This is a genomic window from Streptomyces sp. MJM8645 (assembly GCF_001625365.1).
Lineage (GTDB): Bacteria > Actinomycetota > Actinomycetes > Streptomycetales > Streptomycetaceae > Kitasatospora.
Genome location: NZ_LJJF01000002.1, coordinates 414,753 through 435,395 on the forward strand (window position 1 = coordinate 414,753; position 20,643 = coordinate 435,395).

A 20,643-nucleotide genomic window follows, 5' to 3' on the forward strand; every position below is an offset into this window, starting at 1 on the left:
TCAGGCCCTAAAGAGCGCTCGCTGGCCCTCGTGGTGTCGCGGAACGTCGACAACGCTGCGGCACCCGTGGTGAGAGTCATCCCGCCTCAGCCGGAGAACAACGGCCAGGTGGCTGACGATGCCAAGCCCATCCTGGGCGTCAAGCTCGCGGACGGCACGTGGTACTACTCCATGCACGCCACCAACAGGGCAACAGGCTTCCAGGAGCGGAACAACGTGCCGGCCGCCATCCAGGCGGTCACGGCGACGGGCGACGCGAACTGGGCCCTGATGGGCGACTTCAACCGTGAGCCCGGGTCACTGTCGATGGCGCAGGTGTACGGCGATGGTCGTCGGCTCGTCAGCTCCGGCATGATGACCTACCCCATGAAGCTCCCGACCTCCGAATTCGACTACATGATCGCCCGGGGGCTGCCGGCCGACCACCAGTACACGGCACGTCGCCTCAGCTACGTGGAGGAATCGGACCACTATCCGGTGATGTTCAGCAAGGACCCGCTGCGTCGCAAGGACGAGACCTGTCGTCCGATCCCCCCGATCCGGCCCCGAGCGGCGGCCGCGTCCATGATCTCTCTCGCGGCGGCCGGCGTCCCGGCTGACGTCCCGGTCGGCATCCCGGCTGGCATCCCTGCTGGCGTCCCGGCCGACAGCGCGCCGTCGACGACCTCCGCTTCCGCCGCCACAGCCCGGGAGCCGCAGCACGGGAAGGTCTCCGTCCTGACCTCCGGAGCCGCCGGCCTGGTCGCCGACGTGCCGGACGCCTCGCCCGCTCCGGGCAGCCCGGTACGGGCCGCCGCCCCCGACTGCTCCGCCGGGCAGAGCTGGGCGACCTGGCAGAAGTCGGACGACACCTGGGTGATCGAGACCGGCCGGACCAACGGCACCACCCCGGCCGGACAGGGCAGCGTGCTCAGCGTCCCCGCGTACGGTGACCGGCTGGCCGTGCGGCCGATCGAGAACGACGCGACGAGCGGCAAGCCCGACGGCAGCCCCGGCCAGCGCTGGCGTTTCGTCGCCGACGGCGCGGGCGGCTACCGCATCACCACGGCCACCGACGGCCGTTGCCTCACCCTGGACGGCAACGCGCTGACGGTGGCGCCGTGCGACGGCTCCGACCGGCAGGGCTGGCACCTGTCCGTGCCGTGCTCCGGCGCCGGCCACACCGTCCCCGGCTTCCCCGACCTGCCGTGGCCGACCGTCGCGGACCGCCCCGAGGTGACCTGGCCGTCGCTGCCAGGGCACCCGGCGATCCCGTGGCCGTCCGTCCCGGGCTTCCCGGGCGTCCCGATGCCCGGCCACCCCGACCTGCCCGAGCTGCGCTGGCCCGGCTTCCCCACTCTGCCCACCACGGCGTGGCCCGCCATCTCCGGCCACCCCGAGGCGACCTGGCCGGCCGTCCCCGGCTCCCCGACCGTCCCGTGGCCCGCCATGCCGGGCCACCCCGGCGTCCCGTGGCCGGTGCTGCCGCTGCCCGGCAACGGCAATGACGACGGCAAGGCCCTGATCCCCGGGCTGCCGAGCGCCGCCGACCCGGCGATCCCGGGGCACCCGGACCTGGCCTGGCCCACCGTGCCGGGCTTCCCGCAGGTGAAGTGGCCCTCGGTGCCCGGCTCCCCGAACGTGCCGTGGCCGGGCCACCCCGACCTACCGGACGCGCCGGGAACGGGCGGACCCTCGCTTCCGGACGTCACCTGGCCGACGCTCCCGGGCAGCCCGCTCTGGCGCTGGCCGTCCGTCCCCGGGTTCCCCACCGTCCCGTGGCCCTCGCTGCCGGGGCTGCCGGACGTCCCGTGGCCCGCGACCACCGGCTTCCCGAACGACCCCGCCGCCTGGTCGAACCCGCCCAAGTCGCCGGAGGAGCCTCCCAAGTGCAAGCGGAAGGACCCGCCGGACGGCAAGACCCCGGGCGGTGACGACGGTTCCACCGGCGGCCGTCCGCCGGTGCCCGCGCCTCCGGGGATCTCGCTGCCCTGGTTCCCCGCGCTGCCCATGTTCCCGCCGATCTTCGGCGGCCCGTCGACTCCCAGCGGCCCCAACGGCGGCACTGGGCCCAACAGCGGTACCGGCCCCAACGGCGGCAGTGGCAACGATGCCGGGGCCGGCGCCTACCTCCAGCCGGGCACCGGGGACGCCCTCGTGCCCGATGTCCGCGGCTCCAGCACCGTGGCGGGCAACGCCGTCCAGGCCTACGAGCCGAACGGCACCGATGCGCAGAAGTGGGTGTTCTGGGACCGCGGCAACGGGAACTGGTCGATCGAGACCCGGCTCACCTACAACCGCGCCTCCGCCGCCGAGCGCATGCTGCTGGCCCACGACACCGGCCGGCACGAGAGCGTGCTCGCACCGGCCGCCGCGGACGGGCAGCCCGGCCAGCTGTGGCAGTTCAAGGACGCCGGGGGCGGCTGGACGAACGTCGTCAGCGCGGCCGGCGGCTGCCTGACCCAGCGCGGCGCGCACGAGGTACTGGCCGTCCGCGACTGCGACGGCAGCGCGCAGCAGAAGTGGAAGCTCTCCGGCACCGTGCCGACGACCGGGGGCGGCAACGGCAACAACGGCGGCAGCACGGGCGGTGGCAACACGGGCGGTGGCGGCACCGGCGGCCAGCCGCCGCTGGGCGCCGGCGGTACGCAGCCCGCGCACAACCGGACGGTGGTGCTGCAGTCGGGCAACGGCGGCCTGCTCGCGGACCTCGACGGCGCCAACACCGCCGCCGGGACGCGCATCAAGGCGCAGGGCCGCAACGGCAACGACGCGCAGAAGTGGACGCTGTGGCAGAAGCCGGACAGCCAGTGGCTGATCGAGACGAAGCTCGGCGGCGGCATGGTGATGGACCACAACCCCAGCACCCACCGCACCCACCTCATCGGTGCGCAGGAGGGCAACGCCAACCAGCTGTGGCGGTTCGCCGACGCCGGGGGCGGCTGGTTCACGGTCGTCAGCGCCGCCGGCAACGGCTGCCTCACGGCGGCGGCCGACGGTGCGGAGCTGGCGATCCTCGGCTGTGACGGCACCAACGCCCAGAAGTGGCGCCTGACCGAGGCCGTCGACAACCCGTCGACCGGCGGCGGCAACGGTGGTACCGGTGGCAGCGGTGGCAACAGCGGTGGCAATGGTGGTGGCGGGAACTCCGGCGACGCGGCCGCGGTGCCGGTCTACTCGGCGCTGCCGTCCAAGTGCCTGGACGTCACCGCCGGCAACACCGCGAACAACACCCCGATCGACCTCTACGACTGCAACAACACCGCCTCCCAGCGGTGGACCCCGACCGCGACCAGCGGCGGGCTCGTCCTGAAGGCGTTCGGCAAGTGCCTGGACGTCGCCGCCGGCAACACCGCCGGCGGCACCCGGGTGGGCCTGTACGACTGCAACGCCAGCGCGGCGCAGAACTGGCGCCAGGGCGCGGACTCCTCCCTGGTCAACCCGAACTCGGGCAAGTGCCTCGACGTCGTGGCGGGCAACTCCGCGAACGGCACCGCACTGCAGATCTGGGACTGCAACGCCAGCGACGCGCAGCGCTGGGGCCTGGGCACCGTCCCGCCGCGCGCCCCGCAGCAGCCCGCGCAGCAGCCCGGCACCACCCCGGTGGTGAGCCCCGGCGTCGGTTCGTCGCAGGTCGCCACCCTGCGCTCGGCGAACAACACCATGGTCGCGGACCTCGACGGCGCGAACACCGCCTCCGGCACCTCGATCAAGGCGCTCGGCGCGAACGGCAACAACGCGCAGCGCTGGGCGTTCTGGCCCACCGCGAACGGGCGCTGGATCATCGAGACGCTGCTGACCGACGGCAAGGCCGCCGCCGGCCAGGGCATGGTCATGGACCACGACCCGGGCACCCACCGCGCCCACCTGATCCGGACGATGGACGGCAACGCCAACCAGCACTGGGCCTTCCACGACGCCGGAGGCGGCTGGTTCTGGATCACCAGCGACGCCGACAACGGCTGCCTGACCGCCAACAACGCCGGTGAGCAGCTGGGCATCTGGGCCTGCGACGGCTCGGACCGCCAGCGCTGGCGGCTCGACAACATCCAGAACGGACCCACCCCTGGCGGCGGCTCCAGCGGAGGCGGCGCCGGTGGGAACACCGGCGGCTCGTCCGGCGGCGGTGTTCCCACCGGCGGGAACAACGGCGGCTCGACGGGCGGAGGTTCGACCGGCGGCGGGAACGCCGGCAGCGGGGGAACCCCGCAGGCGCCCGGGGGCAGCGGGGTGCGCCACGGCGTCACCACCGTCCTGCGCTCCGGCAACAGCGGCCTGGTCGCGGACCTCGACGGCGCCAACACCGCCGGCGGCACCCGGATCAAGGCGCAGGGCCGCAACGGCAACGCCGCACAGCAGTGGATGCTGTGGCAGAAGCCCAACAACCAGTGGCTGATCGAGACGAAGTTCGCCGGGGCGATGGTGATGGACCACAACCCCAGCACCCACCGCACCCACCTCACCAGCGCCCAGGAGGGCAACGCCAACCAGCTCTGGCGCTTCCAGGAGAGCCAGAACCTGCCCGGCTGGTACCGGATCATCTCCGCGGCCGACAACGGCTGCCTCACCGCCGTCAACGGCAACGAGGACCTCGCCGTCTGGGCCTGCACCTCCTCCACCGCCCAGTGGTGGGAGCTCGACGACTCGACGTTCACCGGAGGCGGCGGGGGGAACCCCGGCGGCGGCGGCGGTGGTGGTAGTGGTACCGGCGGCGGTGGTACCGGCGGAGGCGGCGGCGGGAACCCCGGAGGCGGCGGCGGAAGGGACCCGCGCTTCCCGGACGGCATGCAGCTCCCCCCGGTCTGCAACGGGCGGCAGTCCTCCGGTTCGTGGATGTGGCACGGGGACACCCTGTGCCCGGGGCAGAGCCTGGAGTCCAGGGCGGCGGAGCAATCCACCCGGCTCGTCATGCAGCAGGACGGCAACCTCGTCGCCTACTACACGCAGGGCGACGCCATCGGCGACCACACCTGGGCCGTATGGGAGTCGAAGACCGTGGGCTGCGGGGCCAAGGCCGTCATGCAGGACGACGGGAACCTCGTCGTCACCGCCGCCGACGGGCGGGTCTGCTGGGCATCGGGAACCAATGGCCGCAACGGCGCCTGGCTGATGGTCAGCCCCCTGGGCGACATCCAGATCCTGCAGGCCGGCGACGCCACCGGCGCCGCCATCGACGGGGCCCGCGCGGTGGCCGCCGCAGGGAAGGGCGACTTCCTGGAGGCCTTCATCTACGCGCTGCAGGCGATCATCAAGGGCGTCCCGAAGGTGCAGTGGCAGACGAACACCGGACACCCACGCCTGGTGCCGCCCAAGTGCGTCGTGACAGGAGGCCGGGTCATCCCCTGCACCTGACCTTCCTCCCACGGGTGGCCCGCGTGCGCGCGGCACCCGCCGGGTGCGTCCGGACTCGCCGGCCTCTCGGAAGCCGGCCCGGTGGCCTCCACCCCGCTCTCGGGGTGGAGGCCACCGCCGTGTGTCCACCGCCGTGTGCCCATCGCCATGTGCCCGCCGTGTGCGCATCGCCGACGGCCTCGCCGGCCCGCTCCCGGAGGGGGCATGGCCCGGGGCGCGATTCAGCGGACCGGGGCGGCCCGCAGGGGGAAGTGGCAGGCGGCCAGGTGGTCGTCGGGGCCGAAGGCGGTGAGCGGTGGCTCGACCTCCGCGCAGATCTGCTGCGCCGCCGCGCAGCGGGTGCGGAAGCGGCAGCCGGACGGCGGGTCGATCGCGGACGGGAGCTCCCCGGCGACGCCCCGGCTGCTCTTGGCCTTCTCCACCACCGGGTCGGCCACGGGGATGGTGTCCAGCAGGCCGCGGGTGTAGTGGTGCACCGGCCGGGCGTACACCGACGGCGCGGGGCCGATCTCCACCAGCTTGCCCAGGTACATCACGCCGATCCGGTCGGACAGGTACCGGACCACGGACAGGTCGTGCGAGATGAACAGGTACGACAGTCCGAGTTCGCCCTGCAGATCGCTCATCAGGTTGAGCACCTGCGACTGGATCGACACGTCCAGGGCCGAGACGGGCTCGTCCGCGACGATGAGCTTGGGGCGCAGGGCCAGCGCGCGGGCCAGTCCGATGCGCTGGCGCTGGCCGCCGGAGAACTCGTGCGGGTAGCGGTCCAGGGCGGTGAGCGGCAGGCCGACCAGGTCGAAGATCTGCCTGATCCGCCGGTCGCGCTCGGCCTGGCCGTCGACCCGGTGGATGTCCAGCGGCTCGCGCATGATCGAGTGGACGGGCATCCGCGGGTTCATCGCCGCGTAGGAGTCCTGGAACATCAGCTGGACGTCCCGGCGCAGTCGGCGGCGCTCGGCCCGTGGCGCCAGGGCCAGGTCCCGGCCCTCGAACACCAGGCTGCCGCTGGTGGGCCGCTCCAGGCCGACGATGAGCTTGCCGACGGTGGTCTTGCCGCAGCCGGACTCGCCGACCAGGCCGAGCGTCTCTCCCCGGCGGACCGTCAGGGAGATGTCGGCCACGGCGCTGACCGCGCCCACGGCCCGGCGCAGGATCAGGCCGCTGGTGACCGCGTACTCCTTGACCAGGTTGTCGATGCGCAGCAGCGGCTCGGCCGGCGCCTCCTCGGGCACCGCAGCGGCCCGCACCTCCGGGGCCCCTACGGCCGTCGCCGGGCGCGGCGCCACGGCCGTCGGGCGGCCGCCCGGCTCGGCCTCGCCGACCGGGAAGTAGCAGGCGTAGCGGTGTTCCGGGACCTCCCCGGACAGCGGCGGCTCCTGCGTGTGGCACTGCTCGGTGGCGTAGCGGCAGCGCGCGGCGAACCGGCAGCCGGGCGGTGGGGTGGTCAGGTCCGGCGGCAGGCCGGGGATCGAGTAGAGCCGGCCGCCGGACTCGGCGAAACGTTCCGGCAGCGATTCGAACAGCGCCTCGGTGTACGGGTGGCGGGGGTGGGTGTAGAGCTCCTCGGTGCCGGTGGTCTCGACGACCTTCCCGGCGTACATGACGGCGATCCGGTCGGCCCGTCCGGCGATGACGCCGAGGTCGTGGGTGACGAGGATGACGGCCATGCCGAGCTGCTGCTTGAGGTGGTCGATGAGTTCGAGGATCTGCTTCTGGACGGTGACGTCGAGGGCGGTGGTCGGCTCGTCGGCGATGAGCAGTTTGGGCTCGTTGGCCAGGGCCATGGCGATCATGGCCCGTTGGCGCATCCCGCCGGACAGTTCGTGCGGGTAGACCAGGGCCCGCCGGGCCGGGCTGGGCATCCCCACCAGGGACAGCACCTCGACGGCGCGCTCGTGCGCCTCCTTCCGGGAGGCCCGGCGGTGGATGCGCACGGACTCGGAGATCTGCCGGCCGATGGTCATCGTCGGGTTGAGCGAGGTGGTCGGGTCCTGGAAGATCATCCCGATGTCGTTGCCGCGCACCCGGTCCATCTTCTCGGGGCCGAGCGCGAGCAGGTCGCGGCCGTCGAGCAGGACCCGGCCGTCGACGACGCTGCCGCCGTTGGGCAGCAGCTGCATGATCGACATGGCGGTCATGGTCTTGCCGCAGCCCGACTCGCCGACGATGCCGAGGGTCTCGCCCACGTCCACCGCGAGGTCGACGCCGTCCAGGGCGTGCACCACCGAGCGCTTCAGCCGGATCTCGGTGCGCAGGCCGGTCACTTCGAGGAGCGCCACTGCTGATCCTCCGTCGGGTTCACCGCTTCTGCAGCCGGGTTTCGAAGGCGTCGCGCAGGGCGTCGCCGATCACGTTGAAGCACAGGATGACCAGGATGATCACGGCGGCGGGCGGATAGATCATCCACCAGCAGCCCTGGCCGGCGAAGGTGGTGCCGACGTCGAGCATGCCCCCCAGGTCGTTGTTGGGGGCCTGGAGGCCCAGGCCGATGTAGCTGAGCGTGGACAGGGCGAAGACCGCGTCGGCGATCGAGAACGTGGTGTTGACGATCGTCGTCCCGATGGTGTTGGGCAGGATGTGCTTCAGCACGATCCGTCGGCCGCCCGCGCCCATCATCCGGGACGCGGCCACGTACTCGCGGACCTTGATCGCCAGGGCCTCGCCGCGGACCAGGCGGGTGATGCCGAACCAGGAGGTCAGGCCGACCTCCAGGATCAGCATGGTCTTGCTCTTCCCGTAGACGCTGCTGAGGTAGATCAGCAGGAAGATCAGCGGGAAGGACATGAAGGAGTCGATCACCCGCATCATCAACGCGTCGATCCAGCCGCCCAGGTAGCCCGCGACCGCGCCGTACAGCGCGCCGAGGACGGCGGCGATCAGACCGGCGGCGAGGCCGATCTCCAGGCTGGTCTGCCCGCCGACCATCACCTTGCCGAGCTCGTCGATGCCGTCGTTGTCCGTGCCGAGCGGGTGCCCGGCGCCCGGCGGCAGGGTGACGGCGGAGAGGTTCACCACCGAGGTGTCGGCGTGGTAGAACAGCGGGCCGAGGAAGCAGAAGGCGATGATCGCGACCAGGACGACGACGGCGACCAGGGCCAGCCTGTTCTCGGCGAAGACCTCCGCGCCGCGCCGGAGCATCGAGCGGGGCCGCCCGGCCGGCTCCCCGCCCGGGGCGGAGGCGGGCCGACCTTCCGTCGAATCGTGTGTCAGGGCCATCAGGTGAGCCTCACTCGTGGGTCCAGCACGGCGTAGCCGACGTCGGCCAGCAGCGAGCCGACCACGGTGGTCACCGCGGTGAGCAGGGTGGCCGCCAAGGTGATGCCGTAGTCGTTCTGCAGCGCGGCACGGGTGGTCAGCAGGCCGATGCCCTGGATGTTGAAGACGTACTCGACGATCAGCGCGCCGCCGACCAGCGCGGGCAGCGAGAGGCCGACCAGGGTGACCATCGGGATCAGGGCGTTGCGCAGCACGTGGCCGTACAGGGTGCGGCGCCGGGAGGCGCCCTTGGCCTGGGCGGACCGTACGTAGTCCTGGGTGATCTGGTCCAGCACCCCGGAGCGCATGTACCGGCTGTAGCCGGCCACGGTGGTGACGGTCAGGGTCAGGACGGGCAGGCAGACGGCCCCGGGGTGGGTCAGCGCGTCACCGAAGGTGGCCACCTGGTCCTGCACCGAGACCCAGTGCAGGTCGTCCTCGAACCACTGCTGGATCAGGAAGCCGATGAAGAACGTCGGCACGCCGTAGGCGACGAAGGAGAACACCGTGAAGGCGTGGTCCAGCACGCTGTTGCGGCGGGTCGCCTGGAGCAGGCCCGCCGGCACCGCGATCAGCAGTGCGAGCAGCAGCGAGGCGCCGACGATGTAGGCGGAGGCGCCGAGGGCGTTGAACAGCAGGTCGGAGATCGGGCGCTGCTGGATGTAGTCGAAGCCCAGGTTGCCGTGCAACAGGCCGTCCAGCCAGGTCCAGTACTGCACGTAGACGGGGCGGTCCAGACCCATCTGCTGGGTCAGGTGGGCGATGTTGGCCGGGGTGGCGTGGGAGCCGAGGATCGCCCGGACCGGGCCGCCCGGCATGAGCTGCATCAGGCCGAAGGAGATGACGGTGACCATCAGCACCGTCAGGAGGGCCTGGAACAGCCGTCGGATGAGGTAGGCCGTCACCGCCGCCCCCCGAGGGGGGCAGCGGCGACGCCGTTACGGATGGCCGTCATTTCGTGTAGTACCAGTACTCCGGCTCGTAGCCCTGGAAGGGGTCACCGGCGTCGAGGTGCAGCTTCTTGGTGACCTCGCTGATCGCGAGCGTGTTGGGGGTGTAGATGACCGGCTGGACGCCCGCGATGTAGTCCTCGTAGGCGTACAGGTCGTTGACGTCGCTGCCGGTCGTGGTCTTGACGATCAGCTGGTCCAGCTTCGGGTCGGAGAAGCTCCAGACGTTCGGCCCGGCTCCGGTGGCGAACAGCGCGTCGCCGGTCGGGTAGTAGTCGGGGGCGTAGACCCAGCCGCCGTAGAGCAGGCCCTGCCACTGGCAGCCGGCCGGCTGCGCGTCGCTGCAGGCCACGCCCTCGTTGCCGATGGTGTTCTGGGTCTGGCTGACCATGGTGATGCCGATGCCCGCCTTGGCCGCGTCCGAGCGCATGTCCGCCGCCATGGTGTCCAGCGCGGCCTGGCCGGAGGGGTAGTCGAGCGTGAACGCGGCCTTGGTGCCCGCCGCGATGCCGGCGCCGCACTGGTTCGGGCCAGTGCCCGGGTCGGTGCAGGTGGCCGGGACGCTGTCGGTGTTCCAGCCGTGGCTGCTCAGCAGCTGTTTGGCGGCCGCCGGGTCGTAGGTGGCCCGCTCGGACTGGCTCTTGGGGGAGAGCGGGTTGCCGGCCGGGAGGCTGGGCACGGCGCCGGTGCTCGGGTAGCCCCAGCCCTTCCAGATGCCGTTGATGATGCCCTGCTGGTCGACGGTGTCCTGGACGGCCTTGGTGAAGTAGGGCTGCTTGAACAGCGGGCCCACGGCCGGGTTGGCGAAGTTGATCTGGTAGTACGAGATCTCGTCCAGGTAGGTCGGGGCCGGGATGTAGTAGCCCGCGCTGCTCAACGGGTTGCCCGCGTCCGGGTTCTTGGCGTTGAAGGTCGGGGAGTTCTCGGCCGGCAGGTAGCCGACGTCGATGGCGTTGGCGCCGCCGCTGCCGGCCTTCAGGTCCGCGTACTCGGTGGTGGCCGAGGTGTAGGGGACGAAGTCCACCTCGTCGAGGTGCGGCTTCTGCGGGCCCGAGTAGGCGGTGTTCGGCACGATCCCGTACGCGCCGGAGGTGCCGTTGTAGTTCTTGAGCTTCCACGGGCCGTCGACCACCGACCACAGCGGGCTGCCCGCGAAGTCGCCGCCCTTGGTCGACTGCGCGCTGAGGTAGGCGTAGTCGGCCGCGCAGTCCTTCGCGGCGGCGTCCGAGCCGAACGCGTCGCTCGCGCAACTGCCCTTCTGCCCCTGGCCGGTGAGGTCCCAGGCGAGCGGCATCGGGGTGATCTGGCTGAGCTCGTCGTCGGTGAACCAGGTCTGGTTGACCGGGGTGTTGAGGGTCAGCGTCAGGGTCTGGCCCGAGGCGGTCGCCGAAGCCACGTTGTCCGGGAAGTACTTGGCGCCGATCGCCGGGTTCGGCGGGGTGTAGTAGCCGCTGTTCGACGACTCGGCCTTGGCCATGTTGATCCAGAACAGCACGTCCTGGGCGTTGACGTCCTCACCGTTGGACCACTTCCACGGCTTGACCTGGACGGTGACGGTCGTGCCGTCCGCGCTCCAGGTGGGCGCCTCGCCGAGGGACACCTCCGGGTCGAGGGTGACCTTGTCGTTCAGGCCCCAGTAGTACAGGGGGCGGTAGAACAGCTCCTGGAACTGACTGGTGTTCACCGTGCTGACCTGAGCCGGGGAGTCGAACGGCCAGATGGCGTCCGGGAAGGTGGACGGCGCCTCGGCGACCCGCACCACACCCCCCTGCACCGCCGCTCCGGCCGGCCCCGGGTTGCCGCTGCCGCCGCCCCCACCGCCGCCACTGCAGGCCGCGGCGGTTGCCACCACCGTGACCAGCGCCACCACCTGCGCGAATCTGCGCGCTCCTGCGGACTTCGTCATCCTTGACTTGCCCCTCTCCCCCACGTGAACACCACGAGTTCTTTCCTTGCGCGACCTGACGGTTCGCCGACGCGGGCATGGCGATGCCGTGGCCGGGCAAGGTGAGCGGCTTTCCCGACGGCGGGAAGGCACCGGCGTCCGTGGGCTTCAGCCGCTTGCTGCGTGCTGGCCCTGCCCCGTCCGGTGCTATTAGTTAGACCGATTTTTCGAACAGAGAGAAGCCTTGGGGACGACTCGTGTTCGTCAAGTTTCCATCAAGGAAAGGATCTTGACGCTGCGTCGCATGGTTCCGGCGGAGGGACCGGCCAGAGTTCTTACCTGCCTTTGTCGTCGCTCTGCCGAACCGCTGACCGGCACCCGGCAGGGTCGTGCCCACACCGACCGCAGGACGCGCAGGACGCACGGAGGGCACCACGATGACGACGAACACGGCAGCGAGCATGGCGGCGAGCATGGCGGCAGAGACGACCGGCACGGAGGCTGAGACGACCGCGAGCCGGGCGAAGGAGCCGGCCCGCCGGAGCGGGCTGGCCGCCGCCGCGCTGGCGGTGCTGGCCGCGGTGCTGCCGGTCACCACCGCCTCGCCCGCGCAGGCCGCCCCCACCGGGGCGGCGGGCCGGCCCGCGTGGTGCCCGACCATCCCCGGGCACCAGGTCGACTGCACGACCATGCGCCGCCCGCTGGTGGCGGACGAGCCGCGCCTGGGCGGCATCGGCGTGAGCTATGCGGTGGTGCGCCACAGCCGCCCCGGCCCCGCCCTGGGCACCATCGCGGTCAACCCCGGCGGCCCCGGCGAGACCCTCATCGACCGCGCCGACCAGGTGGCCGGGGCACTGCAGGGGGTGCTGGACGACTACGACCTGCTCCTGCTGGACCCGCGCGGCACCGGCCGCTCCGGCCGACTGCCCTGCGACGTCACCGAAGCCGACTACCGCTTCGCCCCGCGCCCCGCCCAGCGCGAGCTCGTCGCCGACTGCGCCGGGGAACTCGGCCCGCGCGCCCGCGGCTACACCAGCGCCGCCACCGCCGACGACCTCGATGCCGCCCGCGCGCGGCTGGGAGCCCCGAAGCTGGTCCTGTACGGCCTGTCGTACGGCACCTACCTGATGCCGGTCTACGCCGACCGCCACCCCCAGCGGGTCGAGTCGATGGTGCTGTCCGGCGCCTACCCGCTCGCCTTCGACTCCCTGGCCCGGCCCGGCGCCCAGCAGGTCTCCCTGACGCTGCGCCGGATCTGCGAGCGCAGCGAGGCCTGCGACCCGGAAGGCGCCGTCCGCGACCTCGCCGCCACCACCGAGCGGCTGCGCACCCGCCCGCTGGTGCTGACCGCCTCCCTCGGCGGCAGGCCGCGCACCGTGGTCTTCAGCGAGGACAAGCTCGCCGACCTGATGTACGAACCCGCCACCCGGGGCATCGGCCTGCACCCCGAGGAGCCCGGTCTGCTCGGCGCGCTGCCGGCCGCCCTGCACGCCCTCGCCACGGGCGACGACGCACCGCTGACCGCCCTGGTGCGCGCCGAGGTCGAGCACACCGGCACCGAGGACCAGGCCTCCTTCCTGGCCGTCACCTGCAACGACTACGCCCGCGCCTGGGACCCGGCCGCCCCGCCCGCCGAGCGCCGCCGCCAGTACCGGGCCGCGCTGGCCGCCACCGACCCGGCCGACTTCGGTGCCTTCAGCGTCAAGGGCTGGACCGAGGGACAGACCGACGGCGGCGACAACTGCCTGTCCTGGCCGCGCCGCGGCACCGCCGACCCGCAGCCGACCGACCTGAAGAACGTGCCCGACGTGCCCGTCCTGGTGCTCTCCGGGGACCTCGACACCAACACCCCCGAGGCCAACTCCCGTCTTTCCGCCGCCCAGTTCCGCCGCAGCGCCTTCGTCTCGGTGCCCAACAGCGGGCACGTCCCGGAGATGGAGTCCACCGGCTGCGCGGTGGACATCTCCACCCACTTCATCCGCACCGGCACGGTCGGCGACACCTCCTGCCTCGCGCACATCCCCCCGGTCCCCGTCGTCCCGGTCCCCCGCTGACCTGCCGACCCCCTGACCGGCCGCCCGACCCGCCGACCGACCGCCCCCGACCGGCATGACCACGCCCGCCACCAGCGAAGATGACACCATGACAGATCCCACCGCCGCCCGGCGCACCGTCCTGGTCGTCGAGGACGACCCCGGCGTCCGCAACACCCTCGACCACCTGCTGCGCTTCGAGGGCTACCGGGTACTCACCACCGCCGACGGACAGGAGGCCCTGGAGCTCCTGGAGCACCGGCACCCCGACCTCGCCGTGGTGGACGTGGTCATGCCCCGCCTCGACGGCCTCGCGCTGTGCCGGATGCTGCGCCGGCGCGGCGACCGCCTGCCCGTCCTGGTCCTCACCGCCCGCCACCAGCTCGGCGACCGGGTCGCCGGGCTCGACGCCGGCGCCGACGACTACCTGGCCAAGCCCTTCGCCACCGAGGAACTCCTGGCCCGCATACGCGCCCTGCTGCGCCGCACCGAGCCGCTCGGCGGCGAGAGCGCCGAACTCGGCCTCGACGACCTCGCCCTGGACCCCGGCACCCGCCAGGCCCACCGCGCCGGGCGCCGGCTCGACCTGACCAAGACCGAGTTCGACCTGCTGGAACTACTCCTGCGCAACCAGGGCACCGTCCTGACCCGCCACCAGATCTACGAACGCATCTGGGGCTACGACTTCGACACCGACTCGCGCTCACTCGACGTCTACATCGGCTACCTGCGCCGCAAGACCGAGGACGGCGGCGCGCCCCGGCTGATCCACACCGTGCGCAACGTCGGCTACACCGCCAGGACCGCCTGATGCTGCGCACCAGGATCGGCCTCGTGGTCCTCGCCTCCGTCCTGCTGGCCATCGCCGTGCCCGTCACCGCCGCCTACCGCGGTGTCAGCACCCTGGTCGCCGACCAGCTCGACCGGAGCCTGGAGGACCGGGCCCACACCGTGCTCGCCGCCCTGGACCTCGATCGCCCCCCGCCCGCACGGCCCGACACCGTCGAACAGCTGCTGCTGCCCGACGGCACCACCCGGCCGCTGGGGGCCCCGGGCGGCCCGGCGCTGCCGGTCTCGGCCCGGGCCCGGGAGGTGGCCCGTACCGCGCAGGGCGCCCACCAGGAGGACGCCACCGTCGACGGCACCCCCTACGGCATCCTCACCAAGGCCCGCCCCGACGGGCAGGGCGCGGTGATGGTCGGCCAGACCTACGCCGGGGCGCAGACCGTCGACGACGCGTTCCTGCGCCGCATCACCTGGACCAGCGCCGCGGCCGCGGCCGCCTCCGCGCTGCTCAGCTGGCTCGTCCTCGGCCGGATCCTGCGCCCGGTGCGGCGCCTGGCCCGCGCCGCCGAACACATCACCACCACCCGCGACCTGGCCACCCCGCTGCCCGCCGCCGGACGCGACGAAGTCGGCCGCCTCACCCGCGCCTTCGAGGCGATGGTCGGCGCCCTGCGCCGCTCCCGCGACCAGCAGCAGCGCCTGGTCCAGGACGCCAGCCACGAGCTGCGCACCCCGCTGACCTCGGTACGCGGCTGCGCCGAACTCCTCCAGCGCGCCCGCGGCCGGCTCGCCCCCGCGGACGAGGAGCAGATCCTCGCCACCCTGGTCACCGAAACCGTCGCACTCGACGAACTCGTCCGCGAGCTGGTCGAGTTGGCCACCGACCAGCAGACCGTGGAGGACCCGGAGCCGGTGGACCTGACGGCCGCCGCCGAGGACAGCGCCCGGCGCTTCCTGCGCCGCACCGGCCGCGAGATCACCGTCACCGCCGAACGGCCCGTGCCGGTGCAGGCCCGCCCGCGCGCGCTGCAGCGCTGCGTGGACAACCTGGTCGGCAACGCCGTCAAGTTCAGCCCGGACGGCACCCCGGTGGAGGTCCACATCACCGGCACCCGCCTCGCCGTGCGCGACCACGGGCCCGGCATCGCCCCCGGCGACCGGCAGGCCGTCTTCGAGCGCTTCCACCGCGCCGCCGCCACCCAGTCGACCCCGGGCTCGGGGCTGGGCCTGGCCATCGTCCACGACCTCATCGCCGCCGACCACGGCACCGTCTTCGCCACCGCCGCCCCCTCCGGCGGCGCCGAGGTCGGCTTCCACCTGCCGCCCGCCCCTCAGGACTGACGGCCCGCCCGGAGGCCAGGACAGCGGGTCGGTGATCGGCGAGCCCCGGGCTTGGATCTGCGAGCCCGGCGGAACGGCGTGGCCCCACGCGGGCGGGTCGGCGCGTCAGTCGGGCCGTTCGGCGTCGCGGGCGCAGCGGAAGCCGGCGTGGCCGCTGGAGCTGTCGGGGGTGTTGGAGCTGCGGGCGGCGACGCGGTAGCGGTTGCAGTAGGACTTGTGGCACAGGTGGGAGCCGCCGCGGATGACCTTGGCGGTTCCGGTGGCGGGGCCGGTGGGGTTGGCCGGGGTCGGGGATGCGGGATGGTCGGTGGTCCACCAGTCGGCGCACCACTCCCACACGTTGCCGGACATGTTGTACAGGCCGAAGCCGTTCGGCGCGAAGGAGCCGGCGGGGGCGGTGGCGCGGTAGCCGTCCGCGGCCGTGTTCTTCGCCGGGAAGGTGCCGCGCCAGATGTTGCAGCGGTGGGTGCCGTCGGGATCGAGTTCGTCGCCCCACGGGTACCGGGCCTGTTCGAGTCCGCCGCGGGCCGCGTACTCCCACTCCGCCTCGGTGGGCAGGCGCTTGCCGGCCCAGGAGGCGTAGGCGTGCGCGTCGTTCCAGGAGACGTGGACGACGGGGTGGTCGCCGCGGTCGGCGACCGTGCTGCCCGCACCCTCGGGCCGGTCCCAGGCGGCTCCGGTGACCGCGCACCACCAGGGAGTCCGCTCCACCCGAGCGGCGGTACGCCGCACGGCGGCCGGGAGGAACCCGGCGAAGACGTAGGACCAGCCCAGGCGTTCGGCGTCCGTGCGGTAGCCGGTGTCGGCGGCGAACACGGTGAACTGCTCGTTGGTGACGGCGCGGGCGTCGATGAGGAACGGGTCCAGCCGGACCTGCCGCACGGGGCCTTCGCCGTCGTCGGGGAAGCCTTCGGAGTCGTCGGTGCCCATCAGGAACTCGCCGCCGGGCAGGAGGACCATGCCGTCCGCGGGCCCGGCGGGACGCGGGGCCGCGAGGTGGAGCGGGCGGATCGCGCCGGGGCCTCGCGAGGGCGTGCAGCAGGGCGCCGAGGGCAGGTTCACGGGTTCCTCCGGGAGTGGGTTCAGCCGGGACTGGGTTCAGCCGGCCGTGCAAGGCGGGCCGGGGTCAGGCCAGGGCTGCCTGGCGCCTGAGGTCGAGCTCCCGCTGCACCCGCTCCACGTCTTTCGCGTAGGGCAGGTGGAGGAGCGTCAGGAAGGCGCCGTTGACGAGCATGAGGACCACCAGGACCGCCAGGAACACCGGGCGGAGTCCGACCGCCTGGCCGAGGAAGCCGGCGCCCAGGCCGAAGGCGGCCCACGCGAGGGCTTCGAAGACCGAGACGTAGATCGTGAAGGCGGTGGCCCGCAGCTCGGGCGGGGTGACCGCCATGACCATCGGCCGGTTGAGGCTGGGATTGACGCCCTGGGCGACACCCATCAGGCAGAAGAGCAGGGCGTACGCGCCGATGCCGCGGTAGTGGACCTGGGTGCCCAGGAAGGCGAGGACGGCGAAGGCGACCTGGGCGCCCTGGAGCGCGCCGGGAAGCCCGTGGCGGGGGCTGCGGCGGGTGGCCCAGTCGGCGAGGAAGCCGCCCAGCAGGGTGCCCAGCAGGTATCCGATGCCCAGCGGCATCAGGACGACGGCGGCTCGCTGGGTGGTGAAGCCGAACACGTCCACCAGGTAGACGACGGCGAACGAGGAGAGCAGCAGGTGTCCCGAGAGCAGCCGCGACACCAGGAGGATCGCGAAGCTGGGGATCTTGACCAGCGAGACGACGGTGGCCAGGTCGACCTTCGTCCGGGACTCGCGGGCGGCCCGGTCGAGGTCGGCGAGTTGCCGCTCGGCCGCGCCGCGGCCGGGGTCGCGGAAGCACAGCAGCAGCACCACGCCGAAGAGGATGTTCAGGACGCCGATGCCCCACAGCCCCCAGCGCCAGCCGTCGTGGACTCCCGCCAGTTGCCCGATGAGCGGGCCGAGCACCGAGCCTGCCAGTGCGAGCGCACCGTAGAGGGCACCGACGGCACGGCCGCGCGACGCCGGGTCGAACAGGTCGCCGATGATCTCGGAGACCAGCGGCTGGGCGGCCGCGTAGCCGGCGGCGAGGACCGTGAGGAAGACCAGCAGCTCGGTGAAGTTCCGGGAGAAGCCGGCGGCCACGCCCCACACCCCCCACAGGCCGGTGGACAGGACCAGGACGCTCTTGCGCGACCAGCGGCGTGCCGCCCACACCCACAGGGGGGCCGCGAGCACGCCGATCAGCTTGCCGGCGGCGGTCAGGACGCCGAGCGAGCCGAGGGTGAGGCCGAGGGCGTTCCTGATGACCGGGAACAGGCCGGTGACCAGGCCGGCCTCGGTGCCGTCGACCAGCATGGCGCCGCCGAGGACCGAGAGCTGGGCCCACCGGCCTCTGACCGGGGGTGGGCCGGTCCTCGTGGCGGGCCCGGAGGTGCCCTCGATAAGGTCGGACATGCGCGACTCCGCTCTTCGCATCGTTCGTCACAGGGGCAGTGCGGGGGAAGGGGGCGTGCTCGCCGGTGACGGGGCTGCAACCCCGTCACCGGTACGTGGTGCGCCGGCTGGGTCGTGCGCCGGCGGGATCGTGCGCCGGCTGGTCAGAGAGCAGCGAGTTCCTCGGCCACCCGGCGCAGGGCCGACACGTCGGTGAGGCCGCCGGCCAGGGCGGCGACGTCGATCAGCGGCGTCGGGCCGAGGAACTGCAGGAACTCGGAGTCGACGATGCCGGGCAGGTGCCTGCGCATCACCTCCACGGCGACCGGGTCGGAGATCAGGGCGAACACCGGGGTCCGCAGCGAGAAGCGTCCCGAGGGGTAGTCCTCCGGGCGGGGCAGCGGCTCGGCGGTCCGGTCGGCCTGCTCGCGCTGGGCGCGGACCAGCAGGTGCTCCGCGCCGACCGGACCCTCGGCCGGCAGGCCGAGGCGCTCGTACTGGCTCGGCGGTGCGTCGCCCGCGCGCATCAGCTCCACCAGCAACATCGCCATCCGCAGCTCGGCCGTGTCGTCGACGAGGGGGGTGCGCTGCTCGGGGTCGCCCTCCAGGTCGAACAGCAGGGTGCCGTGCTGATAGGGGTTGATGAAGGTGCGGCCGGGGACGCGCAGGGTGCGCACGCCCTTGGTGAAGGTGAACGGCTCCGCCAGCTCAAGATCCGCCAGCTCGGCCGGGGAGAACCGCCCGCGCATGTGGGTGGGCATCAGCGTGTGCTCCAGCAGTGGCGCGTTGTACGCCGTGGCGGGGGCGCGCATGTAGACGTAGCGGCCGTCGGTGACGTTGACGTGGCCGCCGTGGATTCCGAACAGGGCCGCCTCCCGTACCGGGGTGTCCTCGGCCACCGGCAGCGGGCGGCCCTGCACGTCCGCGGGGCGCTCGATGCCGAAGTACTCCAGCAGCGTCGGTGCGAGGTCGATCGTCTGCACCAGGGCCCGGCGCCGTTCCCCGGCCTTGCCGGCCCGCGGGTCCCACACGAACAGCGGCAGGTGGACCAGTTCGTTGTACCAGGGCTGGACGGTCTTGCCCCACCAGCCCTTCTCCCCCAGCAGCAGGCCGTGGTCGGTGTTGACGATCAGCAGGGTGTCGTCCCAGAGGTCCTGCTCGTCCATCAGGTCCAGCACCCGCCCGAGGGAGTGGTCGCACATCGACAGCAGCGCCGCGTACTCCAGCCGGGCGTGCTCGACCTGGCCGGGGGTCTCCACCACGCGCTTGTAGTCGGGCCAGTCGAAGTGCGGGCCTTCGTAGTCGTGCGGGTAGAGGTCCTTGAACCGCTGGTGGCTGAAGAACGGCTCGTGCGGGTCGAAGGTCTCGATCTGCACGAACCACCGGTCCGCGTCCCGGTTGGTGCGGACGAACTCCAGGCCCGCGTCGAAGGTCAGCGTCTGCGGGTGGCGGTCCTCGGTCGCCAGGTGCGGGCGGTTCACCCAGTCCTGCCGGTAGGACTCGAACCGGAGCTTCTTCAGGTCCTCGGGGATCTCCGGGTCTGCCACCTGGCCCTTCCACGGGTCGCCCTCCTGGCCGCGGAAGAACTCCCAGGTGTTGTACCGGCCGTGGTAGGTGGCGCCGCCGTCCTCCCAGTAGTGCGGGTGGTCGCTGACCAGGTGGGTGTACACCCCGTTCTGCTTGAGCAGTTCGGGCATGGAGTCGTCGAACGGCTCCAGCGGGCCCCAGCTGCGGTGCAGGAAGTTGTACCGGCCGGTGTGGATCTCGCGGCGGGCCGGCATGCACGGCATCGACCCCGCGTAGGCGTGGTCGAAGGTGACGGACCGCTCGGCCAGCCGCGCGAAGTTCGGCGCGTGCGTCCAGTCCCCGCCGTAGGGCGGCAGCATGTGCCGGTTGAGGCTGTCGAACATCACCATGATCGCCTTCATGCGGCGCTCCCCTCTCCGGCCGGTGGCGTCTTGTGCCCCGGCTGCCACTGTTCGAGACGCCGGAGCATGCGCTCCAACCAGGCCACCCACGCGTCCATGGCGCCGGCGCCGTACTGGTGCAGTTCCTCGTAGACCTCGCGTGCCAGTTCCTGGTCCAGCTCGGGCAGCGGGTCCTCGAAGCGGACCGTGCGGTCGCGGGGCCGGTTGCGGGCGATCTGCTCGCGCCGGTGGTCCAGTTCGGTGCGGATCAGCCGGATCGCCGCCTCGCGGTCCAGGACCGCGGCGAAGGCGAAGCGGGAGAGGAAGTCCGCGTCCTGGAACCGGCTGGGCGGCTCGTACGGGGAGCGCACCCACTCCATCAGCGCTTCCCGCCCCACGGGCGTGAGCCGGTACACCTTCGCGTCGGGACGCCCCTCGCGCGGATCGACCTCGAAGGCCACCCAGCCGTCCGCCACCATCCGCCCCAACAGGCGGTAGATCTGGCTGTGGTGAGCGCGCGAGCGGAGGAACTGGCCCTCCGTCTCGACCCACTTGCGCAGGTCGTACCCGCTGAACGGCCGGCCGGCCAGCAAGGCGAGCAGGACGTACTCGAACTGCATCGAGCCCCCTATGTGCGGAATCACTTATGTGCTCAGTGTTCTATCCGCGACATGGGGGACGTCAACGCGACGGGCGGCGAATT

Annotated in this window: 12 protein-coding genes; 4 read left to right on the top strand and 8 right to left on the bottom strand. The window is 72.5% G+C overall.

Features of this window, described 5'->3' with window-relative positions; genetic code table 11:
- Positions 1 to 108 precede the first annotated feature (108 nt).
- A complete protein-coding gene (locus tag A6F73_RS42355) occupies positions 109 to 5,331 on the top strand; it encodes an RICIN domain-containing protein (RefSeq protein ID WP_167745909.1) in 5,223 nt (1,740 codons plus the stop codon).
- Between the two features lie 221 nt (positions 5,332 to 5,552).
- On the opposite strand, the gene A6F73_RS32600 is transcribed toward A6F73_RS42355, so the two are convergent.
- Genes A6F73_RS32600 through A6F73_RS32615 form a run of 4 tightly spaced genes read right to left on the bottom strand, consistent with a single transcriptional unit; the run spans position 5,553 to position 11,445 of the window.
- The gene (locus A6F73_RS32600; protein ID WP_063351974.1) at positions 5,553 to 7,613 is read right to left on the bottom strand and encodes an ABC transporter ATP-binding protein; all 2,061 of its coding nucleotides are present in this window, start codon (positions 7,611 to 7,613) and stop codon (positions 5,553 to 5,555) included.
- Between the two features lie 19 nt (positions 7,614 to 7,632).
- Positions 7,633 to 8,550, bottom strand: a complete 918-nt coding sequence (locus A6F73_RS32605) for an ABC transporter permease (protein ID WP_079136461.1) — start codon at positions 8,548 to 8,550, stop codon at positions 7,633 to 7,635.
- Positions 8,550 to 9,494: an ABC transporter permease gene (locus tag A6F73_RS32610; RefSeq protein WP_063351976.1), complete on the bottom strand. Its 945-nt coding sequence runs from the start codon at positions 9,492 to 9,494 to the stop codon at positions 8,550 to 8,552. The genes A6F73_RS32605 and A6F73_RS32610 overlap by 1 nt, the downstream gene beginning before the upstream one ends.
- A 46-nt stretch (positions 9,495 to 9,540) precedes the next feature.
- Positions 9,541 to 11,445 carry an ABC transporter substrate-binding protein gene (locus A6F73_RS32615; protein ID WP_079136462.1) on the bottom strand — a complete coding sequence of 635 codons (1,905 nt, stop codon included), beginning with the start codon at positions 11,443 to 11,445 and terminating at the stop codon, positions 9,541 to 9,543.
- 416 nt (positions 11,446 to 11,861) lie between these two features.
- Here A6F73_RS32615 and A6F73_RS32620 point away from each other — a divergent pair, with 416 nt between their 5' ends.
- The 3 genes from A6F73_RS32620 (at position 11,862) to A6F73_RS32630 (ending at position 15,584) form a co-directional block, all read left to right on the top strand.
- Entirely contained in the window at positions 11,862 to 13,478 is a 1,617-nt protein-coding gene (locus tag A6F73_RS32620) for an alpha/beta hydrolase (RefSeq protein ID WP_159398651.1), read from the top strand.
- 88 nt (positions 13,479 to 13,566) lie between these two features.
- Entirely contained in the window at positions 13,567 to 14,268 is a 702-nt protein-coding gene (locus A6F73_RS32625) for a response regulator transcription factor (RefSeq protein ID WP_063352709.1), read from the top strand.
- Complete coding sequence (locus A6F73_RS32630) at positions 14,268 to 15,584, top strand: HAMP domain-containing sensor histidine kinase (protein ID WP_063351978.1); 1,317 nt, start codon at positions 14,268 to 14,270, stop codon at positions 15,582 to 15,584. The genes A6F73_RS32625 and A6F73_RS32630 overlap by 1 nt, the downstream gene beginning before the upstream one ends.
- 105 nt (positions 15,585 to 15,689) lie before the next feature.
- Here A6F73_RS32630 and A6F73_RS32635 read toward each other — a convergent pair whose 3' ends face one another.
- The 4 genes from A6F73_RS32635 to A6F73_RS32650 all read right to left on the bottom strand — a co-directional run bounded on the left by A6F73_RS32635 (position 15,690) and on the right by A6F73_RS32650 (position 20,560).
- Complete coding sequence (locus tag A6F73_RS32635) at positions 15,690 to 16,544, bottom strand: formylglycine-generating enzyme family protein (RefSeq protein ID WP_107453175.1); 855 nt, start codon at positions 16,542 to 16,544, stop codon at positions 15,690 to 15,692.
- A 166-nt stretch (positions 16,545 to 16,710) separates the two neighbouring features.
- A complete protein-coding gene (locus A6F73_RS39850) occupies positions 16,711 to 18,054 on the bottom strand; it encodes an MFS transporter (protein WP_159398652.1) in 1,344 nt (447 codons plus the stop codon).
- 143 nt (positions 18,055 to 18,197) lie between these two features.
- Positions 18,198 to 19,961, bottom strand: a complete 1,764-nt coding sequence (locus A6F73_RS32645) for a sulfatase (RefSeq protein ID WP_063351979.1) — start codon at positions 19,959 to 19,961, stop codon at positions 18,198 to 18,200.
- Positions 19,958 to 20,560 (bottom strand): PadR family transcriptional regulator, encoded by a 603-nt coding sequence (locus A6F73_RS32650; protein WP_063351980.1) that lies wholly within the window; start codon positions 20,558 to 20,560, stop codon positions 19,958 to 19,960. The genes A6F73_RS32645 and A6F73_RS32650 overlap by 4 nt, the downstream gene beginning before the upstream one ends.
- Between the last annotated feature and the right edge of the window lie 83 nt (positions 20,561 to 20,643).